The 17,387-nt window shown below is 57.9% G+C and carries 13 protein-coding genes; 10 read left to right on the forward strand and 3 right to left on the reverse strand.

What is annotated here, in order from left to right:
- Window positions 1-238: 238 nt before the first annotated feature.
- Window positions 239-2,026 carry a sensor domain-containing diguanylate cyclase gene (locus tag AC2FH2_RS09405; protein ID WP_142635191.1) on the reverse strand — a complete coding sequence of 596 codons (1,788 nt, stop codon included), beginning with the start codon at window positions 2,024-2,026 and terminating at the stop codon, window positions 239-241.
- A 181-nt stretch (window positions 2,027-2,207) separates the two neighbouring features.
- Between AC2FH2_RS09405 and AC2FH2_RS09410 the strand changes: the two genes are divergently transcribed.
- Window positions 2,208-4,604 (forward strand): ATP-dependent helicase, encoded by a 2,397-nt coding sequence (locus AC2FH2_RS09410; RefSeq protein ID WP_496823384.1) that lies wholly within the window; start codon window positions 2,208-2,210, stop codon window positions 4,602-4,604.
- A gap of 394 nt (window positions 4,605-4,998) precedes the next feature.
- Here the strand turns inward: AC2FH2_RS09410 and AC2FH2_RS09415 are convergent, their stop codons facing one another.
- Window positions 4,999-5,223 (reverse strand): DUF1127 domain-containing protein, encoded by a 225-nt coding sequence (locus tag AC2FH2_RS09415; protein ID WP_142635057.1) that lies wholly within the window; start codon window positions 5,221-5,223, stop codon window positions 4,999-5,001.
- Window positions 5,224-6,141: 918 nt separating this feature from the next.
- Between AC2FH2_RS09415 and mraZ the strand changes: the two genes are divergently transcribed.
- From mraZ to AC2FH2_RS09460, 9 genes are all read left to right on the forward strand, one after another.
- Window positions 6,142-6,609, forward strand: a complete 468-nt coding sequence (mraZ, locus tag AC2FH2_RS09420) for a division/cell wall cluster transcriptional repressor MraZ (protein WP_271950297.1) — start codon at window positions 6,142-6,144, stop codon at window positions 6,607-6,609.
- Window positions 6,610-6,613: 4 nt separating this feature from the next.
- Window positions 6,614-7,606: a 16S rRNA (cytosine(1402)-N(4))-methyltransferase RsmH gene (gene rsmH / locus AC2FH2_RS09425; RefSeq protein ID WP_496823475.1), complete on the forward strand. Its 993-nt coding sequence runs from the start codon at window positions 6,614-6,616 to the stop codon at window positions 7,604-7,606.
- On the forward strand, window positions 7,603-7,971 hold the full coding sequence (gene ftsL, locus AC2FH2_RS09430) for a cell division protein FtsL (RefSeq protein ID WP_142635053.1): 369 nt from the start codon (window positions 7,603-7,605) through the stop codon (window positions 7,969-7,971). The genes rsmH and ftsL overlap by 4 nt, the downstream gene beginning before the upstream one ends.
- Window positions 7,968-9,755 carry a peptidoglycan D,D-transpeptidase FtsI family protein gene (locus tag AC2FH2_RS09435; protein ID WP_142635051.1) on the forward strand — a complete coding sequence of 596 codons (1,788 nt, stop codon included), beginning with the start codon at window positions 7,968-7,970 and terminating at the stop codon, window positions 9,753-9,755. The genes ftsL and AC2FH2_RS09435 overlap by 4 nt, the downstream gene beginning before the upstream one ends.
- Before the next feature lie 21 nt (window positions 9,756-9,776).
- Entirely contained in the window at window positions 9,777-11,258 is a 1,482-nt protein-coding gene (locus AC2FH2_RS09440) for a UDP-N-acetylmuramoyl-L-alanyl-D-glutamate--2,6-diaminopimelate ligase (RefSeq protein WP_496693958.1), read from the forward strand.
- A complete protein-coding gene (locus AC2FH2_RS09445; RefSeq protein WP_496823385.1) occupies window positions 11,255-12,649 on the forward strand; it encodes a UDP-N-acetylmuramoyl-tripeptide--D-alanyl-D-alanine ligase in 1,395 nt (464 codons plus the stop codon). Before AC2FH2_RS09440 ends, AC2FH2_RS09445 begins: the two co-directional genes overlap by 4 nt.
- A gap of 24 nt (window positions 12,650-12,673) precedes the next feature.
- Entirely contained in the window at window positions 12,674-13,756 is a 1,083-nt protein-coding gene (gene mraY / locus AC2FH2_RS09450) for a phospho-N-acetylmuramoyl-pentapeptide-transferase (protein WP_496689709.1), read from the forward strand.
- A 147-nt stretch (window positions 13,757-13,903) separates the two neighbouring features.
- The gene (murD, locus tag AC2FH2_RS09455) at window positions 13,904-15,298 is read left to right on the forward strand and encodes a UDP-N-acetylmuramoyl-L-alanine--D-glutamate ligase (protein ID WP_496823386.1); all 1,395 of its coding nucleotides are present in this window, start codon (window positions 13,904-13,906) and stop codon (window positions 15,296-15,298) included.
- A gap of 111 nt (window positions 15,299-15,409) precedes the next feature.
- Complete coding sequence (locus tag AC2FH2_RS09460) at window positions 15,410-15,784, forward strand: glycine zipper family protein (RefSeq protein ID WP_246097157.1); 375 nt, start codon at window positions 15,410-15,412, stop codon at window positions 15,782-15,784.
- A 22-nt stretch (window positions 15,785-15,806) separates the two neighbouring features.
- Here AC2FH2_RS09460 and AC2FH2_RS09465 read toward each other — a convergent pair whose 3' ends face one another.
- Window positions 15,807-16,988, reverse strand: coding sequence for a BaiN/RdsA family NAD(P)/FAD-dependent oxidoreductase (locus tag AC2FH2_RS09465; RefSeq protein ID WP_496690899.1), 1,182 nt, complete (start codon window positions 16,986-16,988; stop codon window positions 15,807-15,809).
- Between the last annotated feature and the right edge of the window lie 399 nt (window positions 16,989-17,387).

The following is a 17,387-nucleotide window of genomic DNA, read 5'->3' on the forward strand; positions in this document are numbered from 1 at the left end:
TGTTATACCCCTGAAACTCACGGGTATGAATCACGCAGGCGGGATGACGGCAACCAAATTAATAGGTCCAGAACCTAGGGATTGTGCCGCTCAAAGGCGATAGGGCTGGCTAGGACGGTTGGCAAGATCGCGATGTGGCCAAGATCTTGGAGAAAGCTAACAAGTATAGAAGTGGCTACCTTGCCCGCGCAATCAGGCGCCGGGTAAGTGAAGTTTTTGCTAAGTATTAGCTAGAGCTTCACGCCGCCGCGACTGGGCCTGAAGTCCGAACCTTTTGGCCGTTGCTATCAGCGGACCCGGTTTCGGTTGGCGTTCCCTTGGCGACTTGCACCTGATTGCGCCCTTTGTCTTTTGCCATATACAGCGCGTCATCGGCGGCGCGCATCAAATCTTGCGGCATGGTGCCGTGCGCCGGGTAATGCGATACACCAACCGAAATCGTTATTCGCGGCAGCGACTTGTCACCGTATCGGACCGAAACCGCTTCGACCGACTGCCGTAATTTCTCGGCACGGCTCACCGCGTCATCCGGGGTGTTGTCCGGCAAGATCAGCATGAATTCCTCACCACCAATACGGCAGGCAACCTCGTCCCGGTCACAGCCCTGTTCCAAGGCGGCTCCGACTGCGCGCAGCACCATGTCGCCTGCATCATGGCCATGAGTGTCGTTGAACTTCTTGAAATGATCGACATCAACGGCGATCAGGCTCAGCGGTACACCGGTCTGTTGACTGCGTGAAATAGACTTGCGCAGGGTTTCCGTCATATGACGACGGTTGAACAGTCCGGTCAAAGGATCACGCACGGACTGGTCGTGCAGCTGATCGCGCATCCTCACATTTGCAATGGCCATGCTGATCTGTTCAGCGCAGAGCTGCGCCAGTTTCCTGCTGACGTGAAACTCTTCTTCGCAGTTTTCATGTGCCCGAAGATGCAACAATCCAACCGTCTCGCCATGAGCCAGAATCGGAAAACAGAAATATTGGCGCCCGTCATGCGGTTCCGCATGTTCGCAGATGAAATCAATCTCGGAGGCGCCGAATTCATAGGTACGCCCCCGGCGCAGACCCCAGCACCCCTCGGGGTGGATATGTGCCTTATGGGTGCCGCCGTTCCAACTGGCACAGCCATCAAGCACATCGCGCGAGTTCGAGTAGACGTAAACGCTGCCCTCTGCTTCGGGCAGGATATGGGTCATAAAGCGCGAAACCATATCGAACAGTTCATCCAGCGAACGGCTGGATTGCAGCCATTCGTTCAGCTCCCCTAGCAGCCGCACCTCACGCGCCAGGCGGAGCTGGTCTGCCATCAGATCACGCTCTTTCTCGGATTGTTTGTGCAAAGAGCGCAGTTGCGCCCGGTTGGTCCTGTAGGTCACCAATGACACCATCGCCAGCGCCAACAGGGCCACACCGCTTAGAACGATCAGCGAAATTCTCAGCCGGGTTATGAAGGTCGCCCGCAAATCCGAGATATCGGTAAAAAACTCTATCGCACCGATGAAGCGACCGTTTTTGGTAACCGGCATAAAGACTTTGACTATGTGATGCGCACTGGAGTTCTGAATGTTGCCTGTGTGCAAGTCCAAGCCGTCAATCTCGGATAGGGGCACAACCTCTTGTAAATAGTACACCATTCCCCGGGCAACATCGGCGCGAAAGAACGCGCTGTCTTCGCGCAGGCCGACCTCACCTTGACGAGTGGACCAGACCACGCGTCCACTCGTGTCGAACAACCTGAACCGGTAGACATCCGATGCTTCGGGCATCGAGGTCAGAAACTCTGCGTCATGCCCGTCTATATGGCCGGTTCGCAGCGTTGTTTCGGGGTCTTCAAGATGCAAAACAACCCGGCGTTTCCACAATTCTGACTGTTTGAGGATATCTGTCCGCAGCATCCGTTCCACCAAGGGCGCAGGAAGCCTATAGACACCCCAACCCGCACCAATGGCGAGGCTGATCAGCAATAGGGTGATCCCGGTCCATTTGAGTCGATGATTGATCGTCCCCCGCTCAGCCAATGCCATATCCATATGCTCCCAAACCTTTGGGCCAAGCATCTGACCTAAGGCTTTACAGAGAGTTAATGGCATCAGTCGAACACCGCTTCATTTGGTTAGAATTGAACGCAAGGAAAATCTTAAAAGCTTGTGAACAAGCCGTGAACAAAGCCTTTCCCTTTGCGCCCATCCGGCGTAGTTTGAGAGTATGAGCAGTTTTGACGAAATGGACGCCTTCGAGGGCGCATTGCTGTCGGCGCGGGCGATGCCTGCGGTGGCTGTCGACTATTTGAACGACCTCAACCCGGCACAGCGCGAAGCGGTCGAGCGGCTGGACGGTCCGGTTTTGATGCTGGCAGGTGCCGGCACGGGCAAGACCAAGGCACTGACCGCGCGGATCACCCATCTGCTCAGATCGCATCGGGTACGCGAGAACGAGATTTTGGCCGTGACCTTCACCAACAAGGCCGCGCGCGAGATGAAAGAACGGGTCGGGCGCATGCTGGGCCGACCTGCCGAAGGGATGCCGTGGCTGGGAACGTTCCATGCGATCTGCGTCAAACTGTTGCGCCGCCATGCCGAACTGGCGGGCCTCAAGTCGAATTTTACCATTTTGGATACGGATGACCAAAAGCGCTTGCTCAAGCAACTGACTCAGGCAGCCAATATCGACGACAAACGCTGGCCTGCGCGGATGCTGGCCGGGATCATTGATGACTGGAAAAACCGCGCGCTGACGCCAGATAGGGTGCCTGCTGCGGATGCCGGAGCTTATAATAACAAAGGCATTGAGCTTTATGCCCAATACCAGACCCGCCTGCGTGAGCTGAATGCGGTGGATTTCGGCGATCTGCTGTTGCACATGGTCACGATCTTTCAAACCCATCCGGATGTTCTGGAGCAATACCAGCGCTGGTTCCGCTACATCCTTGTGGACGAGTATCAGGATACCAACGTCGCTCAGTATCTGTGGCTGCGTCTGCTGGCCGGGGGGCATAAGAATATCTGCTGTGTTGGCGATGACGATCAGTCGATCTATGGCTGGCGCGGGGCCGAGGTAGGCAACATCCTGCGGTTCGAGAAAGATTTTCCCGGTGCTTTTGTGGTTCGGCTGGAACAGAACTACCGCTCGACCCCGCATATTCTGGCGGCGGCTTCGAACGTTATTCGGGGCAATGAAAGCCGGTTGGGCAAAGAGCTTTGGACCGACAGAGAAGAGGGTGAAAAGGTTCGCCTGATTGGCCATTGGGATGGTGAGGAAGAGGCGCGTTGGATCGGAGAAGAGATCGACGCGATGCAGAGCGGGACGCGTGGCGTGCGCCCGATCAACTTAGATGAAATGGCTATCCTCGTGCGCGCGTCGCACCAGATGCGCGCGTTTGAGGATCGGTTCCTGACTATCGGGATGCCCTATAAGGTGATCGGCGGGCCGCGGTTTTACGAGCGGATGGAGATTCGCGATGCCATGGCCTATTTCCGGCTGGTGGTCAGCCCCGAGGATGATCTGGCGTTCGAGAGGATCGTTAACACGCCCAAGCGCGGCCTTGGGGACAAGGCGCAGCAGACCATTCAAGTGGTGGCGCGTGAAAACGGGGTGTCCCTGGTCGAAGGCGCGCGGATCGTGGTCGAGCAGGGGTTGATCAAGGGCAAGGGCGGCAAGGCGCTGCGCGAGTTGATCGACGGGCTGGCTCGGTGGAATGCGATGACACGCGGACCACGTATCGAAGTGGATGATGACACCGTCATTGATGACGGGGTGTCTCCGATCCGCTATGGCGCGCCCGAGCACACGCATATCGAACTGGCGCAGATCGTGCTGGATGAATCCGGCTATACCGCCCATTGGCAGAATGAGAAAACGCCCGAGGCGCCGGGGCGGCTGGAAAACCTCAAGGAACTGGTCAACCAGCTGGACAATTTCGAGAACCTGCAAGGGTTCTTGGAACATGTCAGCCTGGTCATGGACAATGAAAAGGAAACGGATGGGGCAAAGGTCTCGATCATGACTCTGCATGCGGCCAAGGGGCTGGAGTTTCCCGCCGTGTTTCTACCGGGTTGGGAGGACGGGTTGTTCCCGTCGCAGCGGTCGATGGACGAGACCGGAATCAAGGGGCTCGAAGAGGAACGGCGCCTGGCCTATGTGGGCATCACCCGTGCCGAAGAGGTCTGTACGATTTCCTTTGCCGCCAACCGCCGGGTGTTCGGGCAATGGCAGAATTCGATGCCATCACGGTTTATTGACGAACTGCCCGAGGAGCATGTCGAGGTTCTGACGCCTCCGGGACTCTATGGCGGGGGGCAGCCCTCGGCCGGGATCGAAACCCGTGCGGCTGAGGCAAATGTCTATAACTCACCCGGCTGGAAACGGCTGCAGGCGCGGCAGGGACAATATGGCATGTCGCAACCGCGCGAAACCCGCAACACGGTGATCGACGCAACCGCGGTGGCAAGTTTCACACTGGGTGAACGGGTGTTTCACAAGAAATTCGGCTATGGCGCAGTGGAGGGCATCGAGGGCGAAAAGGTTGAGGTCGCGTTCGACAAGGCGGGCACCAAGAAGGTTGTCGCCCAGTATCTTTTTCCGAAGGACGACGTTCCGTTTTAACCAAAAGGAATGCGCCTGACGGCGCATGCTCAATGTTTTGAAAGGCGCCTGGGTGGGCGCCTTTTTCTTTGGGGGAAACGAAAAACGGCGGTTCCCAGGGAGGAGGAAGGAAACCGCCGTTCTTTTCAACACCAAGGCAGGGAGGAGGAGAGCCCCGATGTATCCGAACCCGGGTTTGATCCCGGTATGAGGAAGACGCGGCGACGTCAGGGAGGAGGAGAGACGTCGCCGCGTACTTTCAACATCAGGGCAGGGAGGAGGAGAGCCCCGATGTATCTGCTTCCGGCGTTCAGGGCCGGTATAAAAGGCGGCAACGTCAGGGAGGAGGAGAGACGTTGCCGCAGATTACAGACCCAAGGGAGGAGTAGGGTCTGATCTCTGTATTGCTGTGCGCTTAACGCGCGAATTGTTCTTCTGCGGCCTGCATTGCCAGCCGACGGATCATTGAGCGGTGCAGGCCCAGGTCGGCCAACTCGCGATCGGACAGCTCGGACAGTTCGTTAACCGTCTGGCGGTAGGCCCGATAGCGTGCAAACCGGGTTTTTGCGGTTTCGATCATCGAAGCCAGGCCGAATGCCGGAGCGCTTCTCAGAGCGGTTTGTTGTGTTGCTACACCCATCTGCGTAACCCGTTTCGTATGTTGGTGCCGAAGTGTTTCGGCGTTTGCTTGAGGATGAAAATAAGCAAATGCTGCGATTGCACAATAGTTGACGTCGTCAATGCTGCTATGCAGCAAATGCATGGATATCAAAGAGTTGAATGTTGGCAATCGAATATGTCTTAAAAATATGGGTTTGAGTTGCGCCAAGGGTGTCGCTTCTAATGCGGTTCCACTGAAAACAATAGGATCGTGACGTAAGGTCCGATTGCTTCGGTACGGTTATCGAAGCAGCCGAACGGCTGTGCTCGTGCGTATATGGGAAATCGTGGGTTCAGGTGGTTTTTAGTAACTTGGGAGTGCGTGGGAACCGAGCCACCTTTGTTGATTCGTAGTTTGGAATGGAGGATTTGCTGGCTCTATCTACGGGGAATCGACGAAAGTAAAAAAATGTTGGGAATTCATGGGACGCTCAGAATTTCTCTGATTTATCTATATATGGTTACTATAAGGTAGTTGTATCCTAATTCTGGTGTATAAATTGAGTTTCCATTCATTTTCTTATCGATTACATTGTGAGTTGGGGCATGAGTGTGAGAAATTTTCTATTGATTTCCATGAATTCCCATGCCATCCCTTAGTTATCCGATGAGGACGAGGCACATGGGGCGCTAAACGACCCCGAACCAATAAAATCAGGTTTCATACAGGCTTCTCGCTTTCATCAACCAAGAGATCCGGCGCGCGGGCGAGCAGACATCCCCCCAGGTGGCGCGCGCAGCTGGACATCCCGCAAAGCGGGTCAATGCGGCGGGTTGATCAGTGGCAGCAGATCAACCCGCCGTTTTAATTCTGGGGGGAGTGAGAATTTCAAGTGGGGCGCAAGCGAAAGGGACAGTCGTCTTGGCGCGCAGGTTTAGAGGTGAAAGCCACCATAAGGTGGACACGAAGGGCAGGGTATCAATCCCGGCCTCGTTTCGCCGTGTGCTTGAAGCTTCTGATCCCAACTGGAAGCCCGGTGACAATCCCGAACTTGTAATTGTTTATGGCGACCACAGGCGCAAATTCCTTGAATGCTATACTATGCAGGCGATTGACGAGGTTGACGCCAAGATCGATGCGCTTCCGCGCGGTTCGATGCAGCGGAAAACCCTGCAGCGTATGTTCCACGGGCAATCCTTTCCGACCAATGTGGACGAGACCGGGCGTCTGGTCCTGCCTGCCAAGCTGCGCAGCAAGATTGACCTAGAGGGCGAAGCCTTCTTTATTGCTGCCGGCGACACGTTCCAGATCTGGAAGCCTGAAACCTACGAGTCTGATGAATTGGCGGCGGCCGAAGAATGGCTGGATGATCAGCCCGAAGATTTTGACCCTCTGGTGTTCCTAGATGGCGTCGGGGACGCGTGACGGCATGGCCGGTGCGCAACCCTCTTCTGACAAACCACATATTCCGGTATTATTGCGCCCTTTGCTGGCTGCGGTCTCTCCGGTGTCGGGTGTTTGGTTGGACGGAACCTTTGGTGCCGGGGGATATACCCGTGGCCTGCTCGAGGCAGGCGCGGACAAGGTCGTCGGCGTTGATCGTGATCCGCTGGCCTTTGAAATGGCCGCGGACTGGGCCAAGGGCTATGGCGATCGGCTGGTGATGCAGCCCGGCGTCTTTTCGCGTCTGGACGAATACGCGCAGGACTTGGACGGGGTGGTGCTGGACCTTGGGGTTTCCTCCATGCAGCTGGATTTGGCCGAGCGTGGCTTTTCCTTTATGAAGGACGGCCCGCTGGACATGCGCATGAGCCAGGACGGAGAAAGCGCCGCTGATCTGGTCAACACCGCAAGCGAGGAACAACTGGCCGACATCCTGTTTCACTATGGGGAAGAACGCGCCAGCAGGCGTATTGCCAGAGCTATCGTCAAGGCGCGGGCGGAAGAGCCGATCACAACCACTTTGCGGTTGGTGGTGCTGATCGAATCCTGTTTGCCAAGGCCAAAACCCGGTCAATCGCATCCCGCCACACGCAGCTTTCAGGGGCTGCGCATCGCTGTGAATGCTGAATATGAAGAATTGTTCCAGGGCCTGATGGCCGCTGAGCGCGCGCTGAAACCGGGCGGGCAGCTGGCTGTTGTGACATTCCATTCGATCGAAGATCGCATGGTAAAGCGGTTCTTTCAGTCGCGGGCGGGCAAAACCGGCCGGGCCAATCGCTATGCGCCCGAAATTGAGCAGGACCTGCCGCAATTTACGCTTAAAACCCGTAAGGCGGTGGGGCCGGACGATCAGGAATTGCAGGAAAATCCGCGTTCGCGCTCAGCCAAGCTGCGTGTTGCTGTGCGCACCGAGGCTCCGGCAGGGGAAATTGAAGCCCGTGCCATTGGGATGCCGCAACTAGGGGGAAGGGCAAAATGAAGAGTGTATTGTATGTGTTGACTGCCTTGGCCGTGTTCGGGGTGGCCCTTTGGGCGTATCAAGAGAACTACCGCACCCAGCAAGTTGTGAAAGAAACGCAAACACTGCAACGAGAGATCGGCGTGGCACAGGTCCGACTGGCCGTTCTGAATGCGGAATGGGCTTATTTGAACCGTCCTGATCGTCTTCGAGAGCTGGCGGATCTGAATTTTGAACGTCTCGGCCTGCTGCCCTTGCGAGCTGAGCAGTTTGGACGCGCGGATCAGGTTGCCTATGCTGAGGATCCGGATCTTCCGATTGTCGATCCCATCGAATTGCAGGCGATAACCAACATTAAGGCGTTGGGAGAGGTGCAATTCCCATGACGCGCACGCCCCTCCGCCCTCTGGCCCGTGTCCTGGATGCGCGCGCACGCGGTGAAAACCCCAAGGTTATCGAGCGCGAAAACATCCAGAAGCGCCATGAAGATATGAAGGACAGGGCCCGCGCTCGGGCCGAGGGCCGTTTGCTGGTGCTGGGTCTTTTCTTCTTTTGCGCCTTCTCGGTGGTTGGCGTTCGGATGGGGATGCTTGCGACATCCGAGGCGCAAGAACCCTTGGCCAACGCCCCCGGTGCCACAATCGCGATGCAGCGCGCCAATATTGTTGACCGCGAAGGGCGCATTCTGGCCACCAACCTGGACACCTATTCCGTCTATGCCCAGCCGCCGTTGATGATCGATCCGATTGCCGCCGCGGATCAACTGGTCGCAATCTTCCCGGATTTGGAAAAAGACCGTCTGATCAAGGATTTCACCGGCAACCGCAAGTTCCTGTGGATCAAAAAGCGCATCTCGCCCGAGCAGAAGCAAGCCGTGCATGACATCGGTGATCCAGGTATTCTGTTTGGCCCCCGCGAAATGCGCCTTTACCCGAATGGCAAGCTGGCAGCACATATCCTTGGCGGGTCAGGTTTTGGGCGTGAAGGCGTGAGCGCTGCCGAGGTGATAGGCGTGGCCGGGATTGAAAAGCAATTCGACGATTATCTGCGGGACCCTGCCAACGGAAACAAGCCGCTGCAACTCTCGCTGGATCTGACTGTACAGGCCGCTGTCGAACAGGTGCTTTTTGGTGGCATGAAGATCATGAACGCCAAAGGCGCCTCAGCCGTTTTGATGGATGCGCATACGGGCGAGGTCATCTCGGCGGCGTCGCTGCCATCCTTTGATCCCAATGATCGCCCGCGCCCCCCGACGTCGGGGTTCGATCCATCGGACAGCCCCTTGTTCAACCGCTATGTGCAGGGCGTTTACGAGCTGGGATCTGTGTTCAAGATATTCACCGCCGCGCAGGCAATTCAGCTTGGTCTGGTGAACTCTGAAACGATCATCGACACCTCGGGTCCGATGAAAATCGGGCGTTTTCCGATTGGTGAGTTCAACGGCAAGAATTACGGCAAGATCAGCGTGGCGGATGTGATCGTCCACAGCTCGAACCGGGGTACTGGGCGTCTGGCGCTGCAAATTGGCGCGCAGCGGCAACAGGAATTCCTGCGTTCGCTGGGCATGTTCGAACCGACCCCGTTCGAGATTGTCGAAGCAAAAGGTGGCGAGCCGCTCAAGCCCAAGAAATGGGGTGAGCTGAGCACAGTGACCATTTCTTATGGCCATGGCTTGTCGACCAGCCCGATGCATCTGGCGGCGGGATATGCGGCGATTGCCAATGGCGGGTATTATGTCAGCCCAACGATTCTGCGCAGGAGCGGGTCACAATATGGCCCGCGCGTGATGTCTCTGGGCGCTGCGACGCAGGCGCAGAAGATGCTGCGCAAGGTTGTCACCGACGGCACAGCGAGCTTTGGCGATGTCGCCGGCTATGACGTGGCAGGTAAAACCGGTACGGCAGACAAACCGAAGCCGCGCGGTGGGTACTATGATGACAAAGTCATCGCCACTTTTGCGACGATCTTCCCGGCCTATGATCCGAAGTACGTACTTATCGTCACTCTGGATGAACCTTCCATCGTGGCCTATGGCGAAAAACGCCGTACAGCAGGGTGGACAGCCGTACCTGTGGCTGCGGAGCTGATCGGGCGTGTCGCGCCCTTGTTGGGATTGCGCCCCCGGCTTGAGCCTGAGGCGCGCGCTGCTATAACGCTGACCTCGAATTAGGCGTCCGGCGAAAGGTGGGTCATGGGCACTAGGACTAAGAAACTCAGCCAACTGGCCCTGACCGCACGTGCGGGTGCAAACCCTGAGATTACCGGGTTGGCCGTTGATAGCCGCGAGGTCAAAGACGGTTATCTGTTTGCGGCACTTCCGGGAACGCGCGTCCATGGCGCAGAGTTCATTCAATATGCTCTGCGCATGGGGGCCGCCGCAATCCTCACCGATGCCGAAGGGGCCGAGGTCGCAGCGGGCGTGCTTGCGGGGTCGGATGCCGCGCTGGTGGTGGTTGAAGACCCAAGGCAGGCGCTGGCAGGATGCGCAGCACTGTGGTTCGGAAAGCAGCCTCAGACCATCGTGGCTGTGACGGGGACCAATGGTAAAACCTCTGTCGCGACCTTTGTCCGCCAAATCTGGATGGAACTGGGTCATGCGGCCGTCAACCTGGGCACAACCGGGGTCGAGGGCGCATGGACTGCCCCTTTGGCGCATACAACGCCCGAACCGATCACCCTGCATCGGTGTTTGGCCGACGCGGCTGAGAACGGTGTGACACATGCCGCGATGGAGGCATCCTCGCATGGTCTCGAGCAGCGCCGCCTGGACGGGGTACAGTTGGCGGCAGCGGGTTTCTCGAATTTCACCCAGGATCATCTGGATTATCACGAAACCTTCGAGGCGTATTTTGCCGCCAAAGCAGGACTTTTCGACCGCGTGTTGCCTCAGGACGGCACGGTTGTGGTCAACATGAGCGATCCAAAGGGTGGGCAGGTTCGTCGTATCGCTGAAACCCGTGGGCAAAATGTGCTGACCGTTGGATTGGGTGATGCAGATCTGTGTCTGCTCAATCAGCGCTTTGATGCAACCGGGCAGGATCTGCGGTTTTCGTGGCAGGGTAAGGTATATCAGACCCGATTGAACCTGATCGGTGGGTTCCAGGCTGAAAACATCCTGCTGGCATGTGGGCTGGTGATCGCTGGTGGCGAAGATCCCAGGCGTGTTTTCGAGACCCTGCCACATCTGACGACGGTCCGGGGACGGATGCAACTGGCTGCGACGCGTGAAAACGGGGCTGCTGTGTTTGTCGATTACGCCCATACGCCAGATGCTGTGGCCACGGCACTCAAGGCTTTGCGCCCTCATGTTATGGGCCGGCTTATCGCCGTCATCGGTGCCGGCGGAGATCGTGATGCGACCAAGCGCCCGCTGATGGGCAAGGCTGCGGCCAATAACGCTGATGTGGTATTTGTCACCGACGACAATCCTCGCACCGAAGACCCAGCTACCATTCGTACCGCTGTGATGCTGGGCGCGCCCGAGGCAACCGAAGTGGGTGATCGTGCCGAAGCCATCCTGCGCGGCATAGATGCCCTGCAACCGGGTGATGCCTTGCTGATCGCCGGAAAAGGGCACGAGACAGGACAGATCGTGGGCGATCAGGTATTGCCATTCGATGACGTTGAGCAAGCCAGCATTAGCGTGGCCGCCCTGGACGGGAGGGTGGCATGACGCTCTGGACTGCGGCCGAGGCCGCTGCGGCCACGGGTGGGCGTGCCACCGCCGATTGGCAGGTCAATGGCGTATCCATCGACACCCGCACATTGCAGCCCGGAGATCTGTTTGTTGCGCTGAAGGCGGCGCGCGATGGCCACGATTTTGTGGCGCAAGCGCTTGAGAAGGGCGCAGGCGCAGCGCTGGTCTCGCAGATACCCGAGGGCGTTTCCCCGGACGCGCGGTTACTGATCGTCGAAGACGTACAGACCGGGCTTGAGGCACTGGGGCAGGCGGCCCGCGCCCGGACCGAGGCGCGCGTGGTTGGCGTGACCGGTAGCGTTGGTAAGACATCGACCAAGGAAATGCTAGCCAATATTCTGGAAACGCAGGGGAAAACCCATGCCAGCGTTGCCAGTTACAACAACCATTGGGGTGTGCCGCTGACGCTTGCCCGGATGCCGCGTGACACCGAATTTGCCGTGATAGAGATCGGGATGAACCACCCCGGAGAGATCGCTCCGCTCGCGCGTCAGGCCCGCCCGCATGTGGCCTTGGTTACCACCGTCGCGGCAGTCCATCTTGAGGCGTTCGACTCGGTCGCCGGTATTGCAGAGGAAAAAGCCGCGATATTCGAAGGGTTGGCTCCAGGCGGCGCGGCCATCGTGAATGCGGATATCGAACACGCCGACATCCTGCGCCAAATTGCAAATGAGGCCGGGGCAGGGATCGTTGGTTTTGGGCGCGCTGCGTCAGATTACGTGCTGACCGGAGTTGTGCAAAAACCTGACTCGGTCCATGCAACGGCCAGCGTCGACGGAAAAGACATCTCTTTTGATGTGCAATCAGCAGGCACTCATTTCGCCATGAATGCGCTTGGGGCATTGGCCGCCTGCGTTGAACTTGGTGTTGACCTGAACGACGCCATCACCGGCCTGCGCAACTGGTCGCCGGTAAAAGGTCGCGGCGTTCGCGAGCAGATTTCGCTGGCCGGTGGTGGTCAGATCGAATTGCTGGACGACAGCTATAACGCCAATCCAACCTCGATCGAGGCCGCTTTGGATGTTCTGGCCGCCTCACAGGGCAGGCGCCGGATCGCATTTCTGGGTGATATGAAAGAGCTGGGCGCGCAAGAGATCCCCATGCATGCAGCGATGGCGAATGTCGCGGCTATGACGCAGATGGATCAGGTTCACTGCATTGGCCCGCTTATGAAAGCGCTTTACGATGCGTTGCCAGCGGAAAAGCGCGGACTTTGGTTTGAGACCAGCGTTGAGATGGCTGAACGGCTGCCAGAGCTGATCTGCGCAGGCGACACTGTTCTGGCCAAAGGATCACTCAGCATGGCGCTGGCGCGAATTGTTGACGGTTTGCGGGAAATGGGGCAAGGGGACGCGCTTGAGCCATGATCGCCGCACGGGAAAGGTATTGATATGCTCTATTGGTTGACCGGCCTGTCGGACGGAGGGGATTTTTTCAATCTCTTCCGGTACATCACGTTCCGGGCGGGCGGTGCCTTTATGACAGCGCTGATTTTCGGGTTTATCTTTGGCAAACCGCTGATCAATGTTCTGCGCCGCAAGCAGGGCAAAGGGCAACCGATCCGGGATGATGGCCCCGAGGGGCACTTTTCCAAGGCGGGCACGCCGACCATGGGCGGCTTGCTGATCGTGGGCGCGCTTGTCACATCGACACTGGTTTGGGCACGGTGGGATAACCCTTATGTCTGGATGGTCTTATTCGTGACGCTGGCCTATGCCGCCATCGGGTTTGCAGATGACTATGCCAAAGTCTCCAAACAGAACACCAAAGGCGTTTCGGGAAAAATGCGGCTGGGACTTGGGGTGATTATCGCGGTTTTGGCCTCGGTCTGGGCCACGATGCACCACCCTGAGGCGCTGCAGAATCAGCTTGCGGTACCGGTCTTCAAAGACACGCTGCTTAACCTGGGGATTTTCTATATTCCTTTCGCGATTGTCGTGATCGTTGGGTCCGCAAACGCGGTCAACCTGACCGACGGGCTGGACGGTTTGGCGATCATGCCCGCAATGATCGCCGCATCGACCCTGGGGATCATCGCCTATGCGGTGGGCCGGGTCGACTTTACCGAGTATCTGGATGTGCATTACGTGCCCGGAACCGGCGAGATTTTCATTTTCACCTCGGCCCTGTTCGGCGCTGGCCTTGGGTTCCTATGGTATAACGCGCCGCCCGCAGCCGTGTTCATGGGCGATACCGGATCGCTTGCATTGGGCGGCGCTTTGGGCGCGATTGCGGTGGCCACCAAACACGAGCTGGTGCTGGCCGTCGTCGGAGGTCTGTTCGTAGTCGAAGCGCTGAGCGTGATCATCCAGGTGCTGTACTTCAAACGCACAGGACGCCGCGTGTTCCTGATGGCCCCGATCCACCATCACTATGAGAAAAAGGGGTGGGCCGAGCCCACCATCGTGATCCGGTTCTGGATCATTTCTTTAATCCTGGCGATGATTGGGCTTGCGACGCTGAAGGTCCGGTAGGCTCCCGCCAGGTTCGGAGGACAGCCGGCCCGCCGCCTCCAGTTGGGCCGGGCTCGCGCTGCGCACGAACCTGCTGTCGATCTTGCCAATGGCAGGTTCATCTGTGCAGTGTGTCGGCGCATTTGAAGTCGAAAGAAGGTGGGAAATATGATCCCGGTCAAAGGGTTTTCAGGACAGAAAGTTGCGGTTCTGGGGCTGGGTCGGTCTGGCCTGACCACGGCGCGCGCCTTGCGGGCCGGTAATGCCGAACCCGTCTGCTGGGATGATAATCCGGCTGCACGCGCGGCGGCCGAAGCCGAAGGGTTCACATGCTGCGATCTAGGCCGTCACCGGGCGTTTGATGAGGTTGCCTGTCTGATTGTCTCGCCGGGGATCCCACATCTGTACCCAGAGCCTAACCCGGTCGTGGCTGCCGCGCTTGAGGCCGGGGTACCGGTGGATAACGATATCGGTTTGTTTTTCCGCTCGTTCGCTGGGCCGGAATGGGACAATCTCGATACTCCGCCCCGCGTGGTTGCGGTGACCGGGTCGAACGGGAAATCAACCACCGCCGCCCTTATCCATCATATCCTTATCGAAGCCGGCCGTGAGGCACAGCTGGCGGGGAATATCGGCCGAGGCGTTTTGGACATTGATCCAGGGGGCAATGGCTCGGTCGTGGTGTTGGAGTTGTCGAGCTATCAGACAGAGCTTGCGCGGTCGCTGACACCTGATGTGGCCGTTTTCACCAATCTGTCACCGGATCATCTGGATCGTCACGGTGGCTTGGGGGGCTATTTTGCCGCCAAGCGCCGTCTGTTTGCCGAAGGTGGCCCTGACCGTGCCGTGATCGGCGTGGATGAGGACGAAGGCGCCTTTCTGGCTGGTCAGCTGGCCGAAGCGCCAACGGATGACCGGGTGATCCGTATTTCGGTTGCCCGCAAGTTGACCGGACCCGGATGGCAGGTATTTGCGCGCAAAGGGTTCCTGTCGGAGTATCGCAAGGGGCGACAGGCGGGGTCGATTGACCTGCGCGAGATCAAAGGTCTGCCCGGTGCACATAATCACCAGAATGCCTGTGCCGCCTACGCCACGTGCCGCGCGTTGGGGTTGGCCCCTCGGATCATTCAGGATGCGTTGCACAGCTATCCGGGCCTGCCGCATCGCAGTCAGATCATCGCCGAAGCGGATGGGGTCACCTATGTGAACGATTCAAAGGCGACCAATGTCGACAGCGCAGTAAAGGCGTTGAACGCGTTCAAGAAGGTCCGCTGGATCTGTGGCGGGCTTGAGAAAGAGGGCGGGTTGTCTGCACTCAACTCAGCCAGTGAACATGTGCTCAAGGCTTATGTGATCGGGCGCGAAGCTGCCGGATTTGCAATGCAGTTACAGGCAGATACCCTGGTTTGCACAACAATGGCAGAAGCCGTTGAACAGGCAATGAACGACGCGCAGTCGGGTGAGACGATTCTGCTGGCCCCTGCCGCAGCCAGTTTTGATCAATATGACAATTTCGAACAGCGCGGTGAGGATTTTGCTGAACAGGTTCGCAAACGGCTTTAGGACACGCCATTTGCAATAGATCGCCGGTTGGGCCAAGCTGAGATGCTATCAGCTTGACGCGCCATATTTTTTGGTTTTGCTACCCGTCAAATTCAACACGAGGTTATGACTATGCCATATCGTAAGTTTTCCCTGATCCTGCCTGCCATTCTGATTGCGGGTGCCTGCACCAACACTGGCGCAAACTACCAGCCGATCATCGATGGTCCGGTTGGCCCTAATTACAACGTTGATCTGCAGCAGTGCCAACAGCTTGCGGCATCGCAGGCATCTGTTGATGGCACCACGGCCGGGAATGCAGCCATCGGCGCCGTTGGCGCAGCCGCAGTGACCGGGATCGTACAGGACAGCAGCGATAATCTGGGCCGTGCAGCGGTTGCAGGTGCGTTGGTTGGCGCCGGTGCGGACGTGATCAACAAGAACCAGAACAAAGAAGTGTTGGTGCGTAACTGCATGCGTGGCCGTGGGTACAACGTCGTCGGCTAGTGCCGCGCAAATACCGTGTCGGCTAACCACGACTGGCGATTGCAGTTCCAGCGGCATGGCCTGAGGACCATGCCCATTGGAAATTGTACCCGCCCAGCCAACCGGTGACATCCACCGCTTCACCTATCGCATAGAGGCCGGGGACATCCCTGGCCTCCATCGTTTTTGACGACAGATCATCGGTGTCGATGCCGCCCAGCGTGACCTCGGCGGTGCGATAGCCTTCGGTCCCGGACGGGGTCAGATGCCAGTTCGACAGGGCCTCGACCAGGTCCGAAAGGGCGGTGTCCGATTGGTCGGCCAAATTGCCTTGCATGGGAATGTGTTGGCTCAGGAAATCGACCAATCGCGCGGGTAACTGCCGGGAAAGTTCAGTAGTCAGGGCTTTGCGTCCGCTGTTTTGGCGCTGATCTCGCAGCAGGTCGAACAGTGGCATATCCTGGATCAGGTTGACCCGGATCGCCTCACCCTCGCGCCAGTATGAGGATAGTTGCAGCGCAGCTGGTCCGCTGAGGCCGCGATGGGTGAAAAGCAAAGCCTCGTCAAAGCTGGTCCGGTCGTTCGACAGCCGCGTCGGCAGCGAGACACCGGACAGGTCCTTGAATCTGCCGTCGGTAAAGGTGAACGGCACCAGAGCCGCGCGTGTCTCGGTCATCCGCAATCCAAACTGGTGTGCGATGTCATAAGCCAGACCCGTCGCCCCCATTTTAGGGATCGACTTGCCACCCGTGGCCAGAACCAGATTGGTGCAGGTCAGGGCATGACGCTGTCCCTCGCGTTCAACCGTCAGCGCGAAACCAGTGTCGGTTTTGCACAGGTCCTTCATCTCGGTCCTTACCCACAGCTCGGCCCCGGCGCGCTCTATTTCATCCAGCAACATTTGGATGATCTGTTTCGAGGAACCGTCGCAGAACAGCTGTCCCAGTGTTTTCTCGTGCCAAGCGATGTCATGACGCCCGACCATTTCAATGAAATCCCACTGCGTGTAGCGCGCCAATGCGGACTTACAGAAATGCGGGTTCTGAGACAGGAAGTTGCCCGGCCCCGCGTACATATTGGTGAAATTACACCGCCCGCCGCCCGAGATGCGGATTTTCTCACCCGGCGCCTTCGCGTGGTCGATCACCAGAACGCGCCCAACGCAATGGGCGGCACACATCAAGCCAGCAGCACCGGCGCCCAGGATGATCGTATCATAAGTCATGCGCGGGGGATGGCGTGGAATGGCTGGGATGGCAAGGGGGAGACGTAAACACGCGCTGCAATCGTCCGTCCGTGACTGTGGATCCGTCCTCTGATTGGTTTGGGAAAATGGAATGAAATTGGCAGTTGGAACATTTGTGATATTGGCCGGAATACCATGTGCCAGAATACGCCCGACAAGGAAGCTCAATATGACGCACTGCACAGGAGGGCGGTTCAGTGATCACGCGCATTTCCCAAGTCACAGTTCAACTGGGAAAAAAGGCTGAATTGGTCGAATCCAGGAGGATAAAGCACTACGATCTTGTTCCCTAGGTGTTCCGAACGCCCGGGACGGGAAGCCCTGAAGCGGATCACTGGCTTGAAGGCGCCAATTTCCCTCTGTTGCGGCGTCATTCCA

The sequence above is a fragment of the Ruegeria sp. YTSA105 genome (assembly GCF_059610225.1).